Source organism: Streptomyces sp. NBC_01198 (genome assembly GCF_036010485.1).
Lineage (GTDB): Bacteria > Actinomycetota > Actinomycetes > Streptomycetales > Streptomycetaceae > Actinacidiphila.
Genome location: NZ_CP108568.1, coordinates 1,307,560 through 1,322,768, shown reverse-complemented (window position 1 = coordinate 1,322,768; position 15,209 = coordinate 1,307,560). Strand labels below are relative to the sequence as shown.

Annotated in this window: 9 protein-coding genes; 1 reads left to right on the top strand and 8 read right to left on the bottom strand. The window is 69.8% G+C overall.

Annotation, left to right across the window (positions count from 1 at the left end):
- Positions 1 to 61 precede the first annotated feature (61 nt).
- Entirely contained in the window at positions 62 to 2,335 is a 2,274-nt protein-coding gene (locus tag OG702_RS05865) for a rhamnogalacturonan lyase family protein (RefSeq protein WP_327287816.1), read from the bottom strand.
- Between the two features lie 532 nt (positions 2,336 to 2,867).
- Between OG702_RS05865 and OG702_RS05860 the strand changes: the two genes are divergently transcribed.
- Positions 2,868 to 4,499, top strand: coding sequence for an extracellular catalytic domain type 1 short-chain-length polyhydroxyalkanoate depolymerase (locus OG702_RS05860; RefSeq protein ID WP_327287815.1), 1,632 nt, complete (start codon positions 2,868 to 2,870; stop codon positions 4,497 to 4,499).
- 220 nt (positions 4,500 to 4,719) lie between these two features.
- On the opposite strand, the gene OG702_RS05855 is transcribed toward OG702_RS05860, so the two are convergent.
- The 7 genes from OG702_RS05855 to OG702_RS05825 form a co-directional block, all read right to left on the bottom strand.
- Complete coding sequence (locus tag OG702_RS05855) at positions 4,720 to 6,657, bottom strand: cellulose binding domain-containing protein (RefSeq protein WP_327287814.1); 1,938 nt, start codon at positions 6,655 to 6,657, stop codon at positions 4,720 to 4,722.
- 12 nt (positions 6,658 to 6,669) lie between these two features.
- Entirely contained in the window at positions 6,670 to 8,562 is a 1,893-nt protein-coding gene (locus OG702_RS05850) for a cellulose binding domain-containing protein (RefSeq protein ID WP_327287813.1), read from the bottom strand.
- A 1,209-nt stretch (positions 8,563 to 9,771) separates the two neighbouring features.
- Entirely contained in the window at positions 9,772 to 10,722 is a 951-nt protein-coding gene (locus OG702_RS05845; RefSeq protein ID WP_327287812.1) for an NAD-dependent epimerase/dehydratase family protein, read from the bottom strand.
- 35 nt (positions 10,723 to 10,757) lie between these two features.
- Complete coding sequence (locus OG702_RS05840) at positions 10,758 to 11,714, bottom strand: ATP-binding cassette domain-containing protein (RefSeq protein WP_327287811.1); 957 nt, start codon at positions 11,712 to 11,714, stop codon at positions 10,758 to 10,760.
- A gap of 26 nt (positions 11,715 to 11,740) precedes the next feature.
- Positions 11,741 to 12,505 carry an ABC transporter permease gene (locus tag OG702_RS05835; RefSeq protein ID WP_327287810.1) on the bottom strand — a complete coding sequence of 255 codons (765 nt, stop codon included), beginning with the start codon at positions 12,503 to 12,505 and terminating at the stop codon, positions 11,741 to 11,743.
- Positions 12,502 to 13,704, bottom strand: a complete 1,203-nt coding sequence (locus OG702_RS05830) for a glycosyltransferase (RefSeq protein WP_327287809.1) — start codon at positions 13,702 to 13,704, stop codon at positions 12,502 to 12,504. Before OG702_RS05830 ends, OG702_RS05835 begins: the two co-directional genes overlap by 4 nt.
- Complete coding sequence (locus tag OG702_RS05825) at positions 13,704 to 14,888, bottom strand: methyltransferase domain-containing protein (protein WP_327287808.1); 1,185 nt, start codon at positions 14,886 to 14,888, stop codon at positions 13,704 to 13,706. Before OG702_RS05825 ends, OG702_RS05830 begins: the two co-directional genes overlap by 1 nt.
- Positions 14,889 to 15,209: the final 321 nt, after the last annotated feature.

The following is a 15,209-nucleotide window of genomic DNA, read 5'->3' as shown; positions in this document are numbered from 1 at the left end:
TTGCGAGGGGGATACGCACGTCGCACGTTTCGGCGCCGGGCCGTTGGCTGCGGGGTCGGGATCAGGGGGTGTAGACCTGCGGGCGGGGTGGGGTCGGCATGTTGTTGCCGAGGAAGAAGCTGGGGTGTGGGGGTTGGTTGTAGGCGGTGTTCTGCCAGGCGATGGCGGTGCGGTATTGCGTGTCGTGCAGGAGGGTGGTGATGCGCAGATCGGTGGGGTCGGGGGTGGCGTAGATGCGCAGGGCGTGGTTGTCGGTGGTGGGCCAGATGACTTCTTCGCGCCAGTCGCCGAGGAGGTCGCCGGACAGCGTGGGAGTGGCTTTGGTGCCGTTGTCGGAGTGGACGCCGGAGGCGGTGAGCAGCCGGGTGTCGGTGCTGGTGCCGTACTTGTCGATGTGGGTGGCGTCGACGAGTTCGCGGACGGGGTCGGCGTCCCACCAGGCCAGGAAGTTCGCTGAGCTGGGTTTGCGTCCGATGTTCTTGCCGGCGGCGCTGTACATGCCGCTCACGCCCGATGACCAGGATTCGGCGCCGGGGCTGCCGGCGTAGATGTCGTCGGAGACGCCGCGGCCGTTGTCGCAGCCGCAACTGGGGTTGGACCAAAGGATCTTGCCGGTCTTGGCGTCGGCGAACCAGGCGGCGAGTTTGGTGGTGTCCTCGTCGACCTTGAAGATTTCGAGGCCGGGGTGGGAGGGGTCGAGGTCGCCGACGTGGAGGGCGTCGCCGTGGCCCTGGTTGGTGTTCCACAGGCCATGGCCGTTGTCGTCCACGGCCATGGCGCCGTATTCGATCTCGTCCTTGCCGTCCCCGTCGAGGTCGGCGGTGGCGAGCTGGTGGTCGCCCTGGCCGGCGTAGGCGCTGTTGCCGGAGTCGTTGCTGTCGAAGCGCCAGCGTTCGGTGAGCTTGCCGTCGCGCCAGTCCCAGGCGGCGATGACGGTACGGGTGTAGTAGCCGCGGGCCATGACGATCGAGGGGCGCTTGCCGTCGAGGTAGGCGGTGCCCGCCAGGAAGCGGTCGACCCGGTTGCCGTAGCTGTCGCCCCAGGAGGAGACGGTGCCGCGCGGCGGGTCGTAGTCCACGGTCTGCATCGCCGCGCCGGTCTGGCCGTTGAAGACGCTCAGGAACTCGGGGCCGGACAGGACGTAGCCGGAGGAGTTGCGGTAGTCGGCACTGGAGCTGCCGATCACCTTGCCGGTGCCGTCCACGGAGCCGTCGGCGGTCTTCATGACGACCTCGGCCTTGCCGTCGCCGTCGTAGTCGTAGACCTGGAACTGCGTGTAGTGCGCGCCGGAGCGGATGTTGCGGCCCAGGTCGATGCGCCACAGCCGGGTGCCGTCGAGGGTGATGCCGTCCATGATCGTGTTGCCGGTGTAGCCGGACTGCGAGTTGTCCTTGGAGTTGGTGGGATACCACTTCAGTACGAGGTCGAGCCGGCCGTCGCCGTCGAGGTCGCCGACCGAGGCGTCGTTGGCCTCGTAGGTGTAGGCGACGCCGTCAGGGCTGGTGCCGCCGGCCGGCGGGGAGATCGGCACGTCGTGGTAGCCGTTCGCGAAGGACAGCGACACGGGGGACGCGGCCTGCTCGGTGCCGTTGACCACCGCCCGCACGGTGTACGTCGAGCCGGCTGCGGCCCCTGCGTCCAGGTAGTCCGTGGCGCCGGTCAGCGGCGTGGGGTTGACCTTGGTGTTGTCGCGGTAGACGTTGAAGGCGACATTGTCGGGGTCGGTACCCAGGAAGCGCCACGACACGAGATTGCCCGAGCCGCTGCGCACCGAGATCACACCACGGTCGAGCTTCTCGACCTGACGGCCCGCACCGGAGGGCGGCGGTGTGGTGCCCCCGGTCGAACCCCCCGACGTGCCGCCGGTGGTGCTACCACCCGTGGTCCATTTCTGGTTGGTGCCGCCGTTGCATGTGTACAGCTCGATCGCGGTGCCGTTGGCCGTGCCCTTTGCGGTGGCGTCCAGGCACAGGCCGGACTGCACGCCGGTGATCGTGCCGTCGGCGTTGATCCGCCACTGCTGGTTGGGCCCCCCGTTGCAGGTGTAGATGTCCACCACCGTGCCCGGGGCGGTGCCCCTCTGGTAGGCGTCCAAGCACATCGAGTCGTTGAAAACCCTCAGCTCACCGGCAGAGGTGAGAGCCCACTGCTGATTCGCCTCCCCGTTGCAGTCCCACAACTCCACTCCCGTACCCGCCGCCTGCGCAGCTCCCGTCACATCCAGACACCGCCCGGAACCGGCACCGACCACGGTGGTCGTGGCCGCCGACGCCGGACCAGCGCCCGGCAGGACGACCAGACCGGCGCCGGTGAGGATGAGGGCAAGCGCTGTCATCGGGCGCAGTATCCGGCTGCGTGGCGACTCGTACCAGTGAAGTGCGTGTTTCATCCTCGTGCCTCCGAACGGATGGTGGGGGGAAGTGGCACATGGGAGCGCTCCCATCGACTACCACACATCAAGGCACGGGCTTCAACGCGAGTCAACATATCCAGAACGGTTCAATGCCGGACCACAAGCTGCTCGGCTGTGTGATTTCGTTGCCCACGCCGACAGCGACTGCCTGCGCGGAACAGGTCTGTGCCGCGCGCCCCTTGAGGTGTCGCAGCAGGATGTGTCAATCTCGTTACGGCATTCCACGGGCCGCCGCACGGGCGCCGCCCGACCGCACACACCTGACCCCCCACGCTGAATGTGAGCGCTCACTTCTTACCGAGCGACTGCATTCCTCTCCTTCAGGAGTGCCCCTGTGACCCGAGGACCATTACCTGACCCGGCTCCAACATCGGCCTCTGCCGCCGGGGAGCGCGGGGATCCCGCGCGGCGACCAGTCCTCCTCTGACCGACACCCCGTGGAGGAAGAGATCCCATGCTGCGATTCCGGTACCTGCAGTCCCGCCTGCTCGGCGTGCTCCTGGCGCTCGTCGCTGCGATCGGTGTGAGTCTGCCCGCCGCGCACCCGGCTGCCGCGGCCTCGTTGACCCAGGTCACGAACTTCGGCACCAACCCGACCAATCTGCAGATGTACGTGTACGTGCCGAACAGCGTCAAGGCCAACCCGCCGATCCTGCTGGCGCTGCACGGCTGCCAGGGCTCCGGGCCCTACCTGTACTCCAGCACCGACTTCGGATCGCTGGCCGACCAGGACGGGTTCATCGTCATCTACCCCTCGACCAACCCGGGCGGCAGTTGTTGGGACGTGTCGTCCGACCAGGCGCTGAGGCGTAACGGCGGCAGTGACCCGGTCGGGCTGATGTCGATGATCACGTACACCGAACAGCACTACGGCGGGAACCCCGACGCCGTGTACGTTACCGGCGAGTCGTCGGGCGGGATGATGACCAACGTCATGCTCGCGGACTACCCGGACGTGTTCAAGGCGGGCGCGGCATTCATGGGCGTGCCCTACCACTGCTTCTACACCGGCACTGCGCGCGGCTGGAACGGGCCCTGCGCCGGGGGTCAGGTTTCCATGACCCCGCAGCAGTGGGGCGACCTGGTGCGCAATGGCGCCGATCCCGGCTATACCGGGCCGCGTCCCCGCGTGCAGTTGTGGCACGGCACCACCGATCCCACCCTGAATTACAACAATCTCGGCGAAGAGACCAAGCAGTGGACGAACGTACTCGGAGTGAGTCAGACCCCGTCGTCGACTGACAGTCCGGTCACCAACTGGAACCGGGCCCGGTACAACAACAGCTCCGGCAGCACGCAGGTCGAGACGTACAGTGTCGTCGGTGCCGGGCACCAGCTGCCGATCCAGGGCACGCAGATGGCCGCCTACGCCGTTCATTTCATGGGGCTGGACGGCAGCACCTCCTCCGGCCCCAACACGGTCGCCGTCACCAACCCCGGTGACCAGACCGCCGCGTCCGGCACCCCGATCCACGCGCTGCAGATCAACGCTACCGACTCGGCGGCTGGACAGACCTTGACTTACACCGCCACAGGTCTGCCCCCCGGTCTGTCGATCTCCGCCGGCGGCCTGATCTCCGGCACCCCCAGCGCTGGCGGCACGTTCACCGCCGTCGTGCGCGCCACCGACAGCACTGGCGCCACCGGCAGCACCCGCTTCACCTGGACCGTCGGCGGCACCACCACCGCCACCACGGGTGCACTGCACGCGGTGGGCGCGGGCAAGTGCCTGGACGACCCGAACTCGACCACGACGCCGGGCGCCCAGCAGCAGATATACGGCTGCACCGGCGGGGCCAACCAGACCTGGACGCACAACTCGTCGAAGGAGCTGACGGTCACGGTCGGCGGCGCCACCCTCTGCCTGGACGCCAATGCCAAGGGCACCACGAACGGGACCAAGGCGATCGTCTGGTCCTGCAATGGTCAGGTCAACCAGCAGTGGAACGTCAACTCCGACGGCACGGTCACCAGCGTCCAGTCCGGCCTGTGCATGGACGTGACCGGAGCTTCCACCGCCAACGGAGCTCTGGTCGAACTCTGGTCGTGCAACGGGGGCAGCAACCAGCGGTGGACCCTCGGATAGCCGGCCCCCGCAGGGTGCCCATGTGCGGACCTGGTCGCTTGCTGCGCCTGCTGCACCACCAGCCGGGCCGCCGACCTGGTGGCGCAGCACCGGGTCGCGTTCCAGCTGTTGTTTCCACGTTGTCCGGTGATCCGCCAGACCGTGTACGTCGGGAGCAGCGGTGCTGTGCGGGGTGCCGGTCGGCGCCCGCACAGCACCGCTGGCCGCGGGTGGTCGGCTGTCAGGCGGTGGTGCAGGTGCCGCCGTTGAGGGTGAAGGCGGTGGGGGTGGGGTTGGTGCTGCCCTGGTTGGCGAGGAAGCCGATGCTGACGGAGCCGCCGGCGGGGATCTTGCGGGTGTAGTCGACCGGTGTCACGGTCACCGTGCTGCCGTTCTGCGTGGAGGTGCCGCCCCACATCTGGGCGATGGTCTGGCCGGCGGTGAAGGTGAAGGCCAGGGTCCAGCCGTCGAGGGCGGTGGTGCCGGTGTTGTGGATGACGATCTCGCCCTGGAAGCCGCCGCTCCAGCTTCCCGTGACCTGGTAGCCGACCGCGCAGTTGCCCGTCGAGCCGCCGGTAGTGCCGGTGAGAACGGTGACGCTGCTGCTGCGGGTGGAGCGGTTGCCGGCGGCGTCGCGGGCGTAGACCGCGAAGGTGTAGGCGGTGCCGGCGCTCAGTCCGGTGACGGTGGTACTGGTGCCGGTGGTGGACGCGATGACGGTCTCTGTGCTGCCGCTGAACCGCACCACGTCGTAGCCGGTCACGCCGGTGTTGTCGGTGGCGGCAGCCCAGCTCAGTGTGACCGATGACGCGGTGAGCGCGCTGGCGGTGGGTGCACCGGGCGTGGTGGGGGGTGTGGTGTCGGTCCCGCCAGAGGTGCCCACGGTGACGACGAAGGTGGTGATGCTCTGTGCGGGAAGTGCGGCGGTGAGGGTGCCGTTGCTCAGGCTGGGTCCGTTCAGGGTCGCGAGGGTCCTGCTGGCGTCGGTGACGTACGAGGCCAGGCCGGTCGCTGTGGTGTTCGCCAGGGTGAACTGCTGGCTGACCGAACCGGTCGCCTTGTTCACGGCCACGATGACCACCGTGGAGCCACCGGTGTAGGCGGAGGTGTACACGTTGGTCTGGGGGTTGGAGGTCGCGTTGATGCGCACGTATCCGGGGCGGATGTACTTCGAGAAGTGCGCCATCATGGCGCCCCGCTTGCTGATCTGCCCGTCCTCGCGCATCGGTCCGTAGCTGCGCCGGATGTACCACCACACGTACGCCTGGAATTCGGCGTCGACCATCGCGTGGTGCATGTGTTCCCCGACGCCGAGTGCCGCGGGCCACAGGTCGGCGGAGTCGGTGCTGTTGGGGTAGTAGACCTCGGTCATCCAGAGTTCCTTGCCCTGCCCCTTCTGCTGGAACAGTGGGTAGGGGAAGTTCGAGAATGCCGTGCCGTAGAGGTGGGCGCCGAGGATGTCCAGGTTGGCAAGGGCTGTGGAGTCGTTGAGGATCGGATCGGACATGCTCTTGACGTACTGGAAGGACTCCGGGGCGATGACCCTGGTGCTGATCGAGCCGGCGTTGTTGCGCAGGAAGGTGACGATCTCGCTCGCGGTCCACCACGTCCAGGTCGAGGCGTAGTCGGGCTCGTTCTGGATCGAGATGGCGTACAGATCCACCCCGTTGCTCTTCATGAACGTGGTGAAGTCGTTCAGGTGCTGTGCGTAGGCGCCGTACATGTCGTGCCGCAGGCGCTTGGCGTCGGTCTGGCTCCCGTGAGTGAAGGTCTCGACCATGCTGGCGGGCGGATTCCACGGCGAGGCGAAGACGATCGCCCCCAGGGCGACGGCCCGCTGTGCGGTGGCCACCTCGGCACCCCAGTTCGCCTTGTTCTCGTCGACGTGGATCCGCAGGATGGAGAATCCCAGCTGGCCGGCGCCGTTCCCGAACGCCGTGTCGCGCTGGGTGGCCGTCAGGTCGCCGGCCCAGGCCGGGTGGTTCATGCCACCGAAGCCCCGGATCGTCTGCCGCCGCGCGGACGGGTCGACGGCCACGGCCGCAGCCGCCGCGGCTGCCGCACTGGAATGCGGCAGCGCGACAGAAAGGACCGGCAGCACTCCCAGCGCCACCAGCACAGCCCGGCGGGACGGGGACTTCGGGCCTGCGTTTTTTGATGGGTCCTGCAGTGATGTCATGGCTCTCTCTTCTCAGGGGCTGGTGCAGGTGAGGGTGGGGGTGGTCGGTGTGCCGTTGGCGAGGAAGCCGAAGGTGGTGGTGGTGGAGGGTGCGAGTGAGCCGTTGTAGGAGGCGTTCTTGACGGTTGCGGTTGATCCGCTGGTGGTCAGGGTGCCGTTCCAGACCTGGGTGACGGTCTGTCCGTTGGCGAGGGTCCAGTGCACCGCCCAGCCGTTGACGGCGGTGCTGCCCGCGGTGACCTTGACCTCGCCCTGGAAGCCGCCGGACCAGGAGTTGGTGGTGCTGTAGGCGGCCGTGCAGCCGTTTGAGGTGCCGCCGGTGCTGCCCTGCGTGGACCCACCGGTCGTGGACCCACCGGTCGTGGACCCACCGGTCGTGGTGCCGCCGTTCGTGGTGCCGTTCGTGGTGCCGGTGGTGGTGCCCGCCGTAGTGCCGGTGGAGGTGCCGCCGGTGGTGGTTCCGCCGGTGGCGGGGTGGATCTGCACGACAACGATCGCGTAGGCCGGAACGGTCTGGGTTGCGGCGGTCCCGGTGGTCGCGGAGGTGATCGAGGTGGCGTTCTTGGCGTAGGTGTACACCATGGGTGTGGACGAGGACGGGGCGAAGCCGCTGTAGGACAGGGACACGGTGGCGGCGTTGCTGGGGTCCTTGTTGATGAGCATGACGTCGACGTCGCCGTTCGACCGCTTCACCGCGTGTGCCGTCAGCAGCGACGCCGAACTGCCCGTCTGGACGAGTGCGTCACCGGGTGAGCCCAGCTTGGTGATCATCTGGGTGCCGTAGTAAGGGGCGAACGGGGTGTTGAGTGCCGGTTCGCAGGAGGCACCGCTGGACAGTATTCCGAAGTCGTTGTAGTCGGTGCCGCCCTCGATCGTGGTCACCTTGCTGCAGTCGGTGCCGTTGTGCATGTCCCACCAGTCGAGGGTGAAGGCTCCGTTCTCCATCCACGTGAGGTATTCGTCCGGCGCGAACAGGCCGCCGGGAGAGGTGTCCGAGGCGTAGTTGCCGTTGGCTTCGGTGACGGCGATACCCACGTTGGCCGCGTTGGAGCCGGCGTACTGCGTGATCAGTGAGTGCAGTGTGCTCGCCATGCCCGGGATCTCGGCGTGCGGCCTGCCGAGCAGGTCGGGTGCGCTGGTGGCGTTGGGGTAGTGGTGCACGATGACGAAGTCGATCTTCGAGCCGGCGATGGACAGCACGGTGTGGTTCCAGTCCTGACTGTCACCGGGCCCGGTGATCCCGTCAGGCCAGCTCCCTGGTGTGGTCAGTACGGCACCGATCTTGACGGTCGGGTCCACGGCTTTCATGGCGGAGGCGTATTGCAGCAGGTTGGTCGCGTAGGTCGTGGCACTGTGGCTGGAGTGTTTGTCGGTCTCCCAACTGGAGCCGTATTCGCCGTTGCCGTAGACCTCGTTCCCGATCTCCCAGTACTTCACCCCGTAGCCCTTGGTGACGTTGGCGTACCGCACCCAGTCCGCGGCTTCCTGGGGGGTGCCCGAGCCGTAGTTGGCGATGATGATGGGCTGGGCGCCGGCGGCCTTCACCGTGCCCATGTAGGTGTCGAAGTCGGTGTTGGGGGCGACGTAGCCGCCCTCGGTGGTGTTGGTCTGCCAGTGGTAGATGTCTCCGTAGGAGCCGCCCGGGTAGCGCACGGTCTTGATGCCTGCGGCGCTGAGCAGTCCGGGGATGGCCGAGCCGTTCATGTTTCCGTCGTAGACTGCGGCGTTGGTGCCGACGCCGGTCGCCGGTATCGTGGCGAGCTTCGTGTCGGCGTTGACGGAGATCGTTGCGGTGGCGGCGGCCGAGGCGTTGGGGATCATCCCCAGGCTTGTCCCCAGGAGTGCGAGGGCGCCGGCAGCGGCCAGCAGGACGGGGTTGCGGAAAAGGCGCGCGGATCTGCGCACGGGTCCCTCCGGAATGTCGAGTCGGTGGAGCTTCGAGGTGACGGTCGGCCCGGCTCGGACTCCTGCGCTCAGTCCGAGAAGGCGACCATCGGGTGCCGTCGGAGGAGGAGTTGCTGTCCGGGCGCTGACAGCTCACAGGCATTCGTCAGCGCGGGCCGGTCAACTGTGCAGCACAAAGCGGCAGATGGGATGGCAGCGGCTGCCGCCGGCCGCGATGTCGCAGCCGGAAGCAGGCGCTTAGTCCGGCGCCGCGGCGACGTGGCGCCGGGCGGGAACCTTCACCTGCTGTGCCTGCGGTCAGCAGAGTCCGGACGCCGTGACGGCGGGAAGCGGTGGCGGCGAGCCGAGCCGGTCGACACCGCGGCCGTTCTGCCGGACACCGCAGCCACCGGTGACGCGTGGAAGGAGGGTTGCTTCCGCGCGTGCCTGCTCAGCCGGGGACGTGCGAGGCCGGCTCGAACGGTGATGCCGTCGGCGAGGGTTCCACCGGCGGACGCGGGCCGACTGGATATCGCGCGGTGCGATCTGTGGGCGGGCGCGGGTCTGGGGTGTTCACGCGGAGTTCTCCTTGCAGTGGGGGGTGGGCAAGGGTGGCGCGAGGGCGGGTGTTAGCGCTAACACGATGCCGCGTATGTCTGCCTGCGGTAAACCGGTCAACTCCGACGACGGCACTTTGCACCCCGGGGTGTGTGCTGTCAACCCTTGCCGCAGCAGGCCCACCCGGTCGCAAGTGTCCCCGCAGGCCCGCTCCCGAGCCGTTTGGGATGCGGAGGCAGCCTGCGGTCCGGCCTTGATCGGGTGCACCGCAGGAGGCATCCGGTGACGGGGGTCTTGTCGAATCGGGTGCGGCTCACTACCGTCTCGTGGGAGCGCTCCCATGACTCTGTCGCCGCAGGTGATCCTCGCCGGGGACGTGCTGGCAGTGTCTGCCGCAGGTCTGACCTGTGGCCCGAATCCGGAGGAGGACACCATGGCAGGCGCAGGTGTCGGCCGTAGGCGTCTGACGGCGGCGTTACCGAGCGTTCCCGCGACGACCGTGGTCTGGACGCCGCGGGCAGCCGCAGCCGCAGCCGCGCCGGGCCGTAACCCGTCGACTGCGGCCCCTTACACGTTCAGGAACGTCGCCGTCGGCGGCACCGGCTTCGTGACGGGGATCGTCTCGTCACGGGGCCGATGGCGGTGACCAGATGTCCTGGACGGGACGGCGCCTCACCCGAGCCGGGCGAACCAGTCGATGGTCATCGCCAGGCCCTTGTCGACGTCGACCACCGGCTGCCAGCCCAGCGCCGAGTGGGCCAGTGTGATGTCGGGGCAGCGCAGGCCCGGGTCGTCGACGGGCCGCTCCACGAAAGTGATCGGCGAGGCGGAGCCGCACAGGTCGCGGATGCGGCGAGCCAGGTCGAGGACGGTCAGCTCGACCGGGTTGCCCAGGTTGACCGGACCCGGGTGGCCGCTCGCGGCAGCGGCGAGAATGCCGCCGACGGCGTCGTCCACGTAGCACAGGGACCTGGTCTGCGAGCCGTCCCCGGCGACGGTGAGCGGCTTCCCGGCGAGGGCCTGGGTGACGAAGGTCGGCACCGCACGGCCGTCCGTGGGCCGCATGCGCGGCCCGTAGGTGTTGAAGAGCCGCACGATGACGGTGTCCACGCCCCGGGTGGTGCGGTAGGCGGTGGTCAGGGCCTCGGCGTAGCGCTTGGCCTCGTCGTACTGGCTGCGCGGGCCGACCGGGTTGACGTTGCCCCAGTACAGCTCGGTCTGCGGGTGGACCAGCGGGTCGCCGTAGACCTCGGAGGTGGAGGCGAGCAGGAAGCGGGCGCCCTTGCGCTGGGCGAGGTCGAGGGCGTTCGCGGTGCCGTGGGCGCCGGCCCGCAGCGTCTCGACGGGGTGCCGGGCGTAGTCGTGCGGTGAGGCGGGGGAGGCCAGGTGCAGCACCAGGTCGACGAGACCGGGTACGTCGAACGGCTCGCTGACGTCGCGGACGTCCAGCGTGAAGCCCGGATCGCCGGACCGGGCACGGACGTTGTCCGCGCTGCCGGTCAGCAGGTTGTCGACGCAGACGACTTGCGTGCCCTCCTCGCGCAGCCGGTCGCACAGGTGTGAGCCGACGAATCCGGCGCCGCCCGTGACCACCGCCCTGCGCACCGGGATGCTCCCGTCCATGTCTGTCTCCTTCCGTGTCGCCCCGTGTGTCATGGTCAGGATTCCCGCAGCGACCGGCCGGTCCTGGCCAGGAACACGTCGTCCAGGGAGGGGCGGTGCAGCTCGATGGTGGCCAGGTCGACGCCGACGTCGGCCAGCGCGCGCATGATCCGAGGCATCGCGGTCTCGCCGGCGTCCACCGACAGCCGCAGGCCGCCGTCGTAGCGCACCTCGGCCGACGCCACGCAGGCCAGCTCGGCCAGCACCTCGGCCGCCTTCGCCGCGTGGTCGCCGACCTCCAGGGTGACCACCTCGCCGTCGATCCCGCGTTTGAGCTCGGCCGGGGTGCCCTCGGCGACGATGCCGCCGCCGTCGATGATGGCGATCCGGTCGCACAGCGCGTCCGCCTCGTCCAGGTAGTGCGTCGTCAGGAAGACGGTCATGCCCTCGGTCCGCAGCCGGCGGATCTCCTCCCACAGGTGGGCGCGGCTCTGCGGGTCCAGGCCCGAGGTCGGCTCGTCCAGGAAGAGCACCTTGGGCCGGTGGACGACGCCGAGCGCGATGTCCACCCGCCGCCGCTGGCCGCCGGAGTACGTACGGCAGGGGCGGTCGGCGTACGCGGCCAGGTTGAAGGCGTCCAGCGCCTCGGCGGCCCTACCCTGCGCCTCGGCCTTGCCGACGCCGTGCATCCTGGCCTGCAGGACCAGCTCCTCGCGAGCCGTCACGGCGTCCCAGGTGCCGCCGCCCTGGGCGACATAGCCGATGCTGCGGCGGACCGCCGCCTGCGCGGTCCGCAGGTCCGCGCCGGCCACGACCGCCTCGCCGCCGTCGGGCGGCAGCAGGGTGGCGAGCATCCGCAAGGTGGTGGTCTTGCCGGCGCCGTTCGGGCCGAGGAAGCCGAAGATCTCCCCCTGCGCCACGGTCAGGTCCAAGCCTGCCACTGCCTCCACGGTGGTCGCCTTGCGGCGGCGCCCGGTGCGGAAGGACTTCCGCAGTCCCCTGGTCTCAATCATCGAGGCGTCCTTGTCGTGGGTGGGATTCAGCGGACCGAGCGGGCGAAGAGCCGGGCCGACCAGGCCAGCGCCAGCAGCGCCACGGCGGCCGTCAGCGCGATGCTCTGCCAGACCGAGGCGTCGCCGGCGTCCCCGGCGAACAGTGCGCGCATGCCGACCACCGCCCGGCTGAAGGGATTCCAGTCCGAGATCCGGCGCAGCCACAACGGCGCCAGCGCCAGCGGCAGCAGAGTCCCCGAGAGCAGCATCAGCGGCTGCGCGAGGTTGTTCACCACCTGGCCCAGCGCGTTGGGGTCGCTGACCTTGAGTGCGATCCCGTAGCTGACCGCCGAGCTGGCCAGCGTGATCAGCGCGAGCAGCGCGTACGCCAGCAGCAGGTCCTCGACGTGTACGAACAGGCCGAGCGGCATCGCCAGGACGCTGATGATCCCGGCCTGCACCACCAGGGTCACCACATCGCGCAGCGCCCGTCCCAGCAGCAGCGCCACCCGGCTGACCGGGGTCACCCTGGCCCGCTCGATGACGCCGGAGGCAAGCTCGGCGAGCAGACCGAACCCGACGTAGAGGCCGCCGCCGAGGGCGAGAGCGACCAGCATGCCGGGGACGTAGATGCGGTAGGCGTCGGTCATCGAGTCGGCGCCCATGGTGGCGAGCGCGGGTTTGAGCAGCGGGGCGAACAGCGCCAGGTAGACCACCGGCTGGGCCACGCCCAGCAGGATCGACAGCGGCGACCTGGCCAGCAGCAGCATGTGCCGCCCGAAGACCAGCCAGATGTCACGGAGTGTCTTCATACCGGTTGCGCTCCCCTTCCTCTTCTCCCCACGGGTCCGGGGCCGGGCCCGCCGTCGAGCAGTCCTTCGAGGTGCCGGGCCGCGGCCCCCGCGCCGCCCGCGGCGGCGAAGGACCGGGCCACCCGGTGCGCCGCGGCGCGGTAGGAGGGCTCCTCCATCACGGCGAGCAGCTCCTCGCGCAGCTCCTTCGGCCGTACGCTCGCGAACCTGACCCGGCGTCCGGCGCCGACGGCTTCCACCCGGGCCGCGTTGATCGGCTGGTCACCCTTGATCGGTGCGACCACCAGCGGCACCCCGTGGGCGAGCGCCTCGCAGACGGTGTTCAGGCCGCCGTGGCTGACCACCGCGTCCAGCCGCGGCATCAGTTCGAGCACCGGCGCCCGGGAGCGGACCAGCACATCGCCCTCGGGGGCGCCGGGCACCGTGCCGTCCGGCGCCACGACGATCGCCTGGACGGTGCGGGCCAGCGGGCGCAGCGCCTCGACCACTCGGGCGTGGAAGTCCTGGGCCAGGTCCATGGACAGGGTGCCCACGGTGACCAGGACCAGGCGCCGCGCCGGGTCGAGCCGGTCCCACGGGAAGTCGCGGTCCGGCGGGCGCGGGGCCAGTGCCGGGCCGACCAGGACGGCGTTGTCCGGCCAGCCGAGCGGTCCCGACAGGGCGGTGCCGGTGAAGCCGATCAGCAGGTGCGGGGAGAACCGCAGGTCGTGCGGAGGCTCGCCGGGCATGCCCGCCGCGGCCCAGGCCGCGGCCATCTGCGCGTGGATCCACGCCTCGACCCGCGGCAGCGCGCGGTACGGTCGGGTCAGCTCCATGGTGGTCGGTGCCAGGCTCGCCCAGGGCAGACCCGCCCGGTGCGCGGCGATCGCGCCGGCCACCGCGTGCTGGTCGACCGCGAGGACGTCGGGGCGGAACGCGGCAACGGCCCGCTCGATACCCGGCAGGGTGGCCTTGGCGTGCGGGACGGCATAGCCCGCCCAGCGTGACCTGGCCGCGGCCATGCCCCGGTCGGCCTGGCCGCGGTGGGCGCGCAGCGGGATGGGGGCGATCGCCGCGTCAGGCCCGAGAACCGGCCGCAGGAACGACTCCGAGCCCGCCCACAGCACCTCGTGCCCGCGAGCGGTCAGCGCCCGGGACACCGCGGCCATCGGGTGCGCGTGACCGGTCAGCGGCAGCGAGACGAACAGGTAGCGGCCCATCAGCCACCGTCTGCGGGCAGCGCGTCGCCGTCGTGCCGCCGGGCGGCGACGTACGCGGCCACGTCGGCGACGGTCAGGTCGACGATCTCGTCGATACCGAGCCCGGCCACATGCGCCGCCAGGTCGACGCGGTCGCCGTAGCGGTCGCGCAACGCCACGCTCCACGCGGCCAGTTCGTGGCTCTCCACCAGCAGGTCCCCGTCGACGCGGGTGCCAGGGACGACCGCGTCGAGCCACGCGTCGTCCTCACCGACGATGTCCCGCAGCAGATCGGCGATCGGGCGGATCAGCCGGTCCGCCGCGCCGGCGGGCAGCGGCCGGGTGGCCCGCAGCGCCCCGTAGGCGATGACCCCGGTGTCGAAGCCCTTCTTCATCAGCGGACCCGCGTGGAAGAAGCCCAGCACGTCCACCCCGCGCTCGCGGGCCAGTTCACGCATCACCGTCCTGCCCCGCTCGAAGCGTCTGATCTGCGCGAAGGACGGGTCCCAGGAGTTGGCGACGGCCCTGCTCCAGTCCACGGTGGCGACCTCGGCGAAGCCGGCGGCGCGGGCCAGTTGCTCGTGCCCCTCCAGCGAGGACAGGTCCGGCATGACCTGGTGCCGCAGGATCTGCCCGACGAGATCGCGCTCGCCCTGGTCCAGCTCCCCCTCCCGCACCGCCCAGGTGGCCACCGCCAAGGTGCCGCCCGGGCGTAGCAGCCGCATCGCCTCGGCGAAGAAGGCCGGCCGGTCGGGGAGGTGCATCAGGCTCTCCAGCGCCCAGACCACGTCGAAGGACGCGTCGGGGTACCCGTTGGCGAGCGCGTCCCGCTGGTGGAAGCGGGCCCGGTCCGCGATGCCGGCGGCCCGTGCCTTCTCGTTGGCCCTGGCTGCCTGCCGCGCGCTGAGCGTGACCCCCTCAACCGTGCAGCCCATAGCCCCGGCCAGGTGCAGCGCGGGGCCGCCGATACCGCAGCCGACGTCGAGCACGGCCGCTCCGGCCGGGACGCCGCCGAATTCGACCAGTTCGCGGACCAGTCGATCGGTCGCGGCATGCCGGTCGGCGCCGTTGGCGCCGGGGATTTCGCCGAGGTCCCAGAAACCGTGGTGGACGTGTTCGCCCCACAGGTCCTCGTACAGATCGAGAGTGATGTCGTAGTAGCGCTCCACGGCCGTGTTAAGGCCGGCGCCGATCCCAGGTTCCACTGATGGCCAATCGTCGAAATCTGGCAGGAATGCGGAATACGAAGGCAGCACGAATAGAGCCGTGGGGTCCGACGCGGAAACAGGTGCGCGGGCACGGAAAAATGTTGCACCCGAGCGGTGTGCTGAAGGGTGCATGGAGCAGGGTGTGCGGCAGTGCTGGGAGATCTGCGCAGGAGGGCGCGAATGTGCGTCCGCGAGGGCGGCCGCAAAGGAAAGGGATCGCCTGGCCGTGAGGGGCGGCTAGGGGATCACCTGCATGTGGTGCATCGTACTGAGCTGGCAACTTGCTGCCGGATCACGGCAGTTGGCGAATTGGCGCCA

Bases quoted from the DNA above. Each gene is read 5' to 3' on its own strand.
- OG702_RS05865 (WP_327287816.1), bottom strand. From the start codon at position 2,335: ATGACAGCGCTTGCCCTCATCCTCACCGGCGCCGGTCTGGTCGTCCTG.
- OG702_RS05860 (WP_327287815.1), top strand. From the start codon at position 2,868: ATGCTGCGATTCCGGTACCTGCAGTCCCGCCTGCTCGGCGTGCTCCTG.
- OG702_RS05855 (WP_327287814.1), bottom strand. From the start codon at position 6,657: ATGACATCACTGCAGGACCCATCAAAAAACGCAGGCCCGAAGTCCCCG.
- OG702_RS05845 (WP_327287812.1), bottom strand. From the start codon at position 10,722: ATGGACGGGAGCATCCCGGTGCGCAGGGCGGTGGTCACGGGCGGCGCC.
- OG702_RS05840 (WP_327287811.1), bottom strand. From the start codon at position 11,714: ATGATTGAGACCAGGGGACTGCGGAAGTCCTTCCGCACCGGGCGCCGC.
- OG702_RS05835 (WP_327287810.1), bottom strand. From the start codon at position 12,505: ATGAAGACACTCCGTGACATCTGGCTGGTCTTCGGGCGGCACATGCTG.
- OG702_RS05830 (WP_327287809.1), bottom strand. From the start codon at position 13,704: ATGGGCCGCTACCTGTTCGTCTCGCTGCCGCTGACCGGTCACGCGCAC.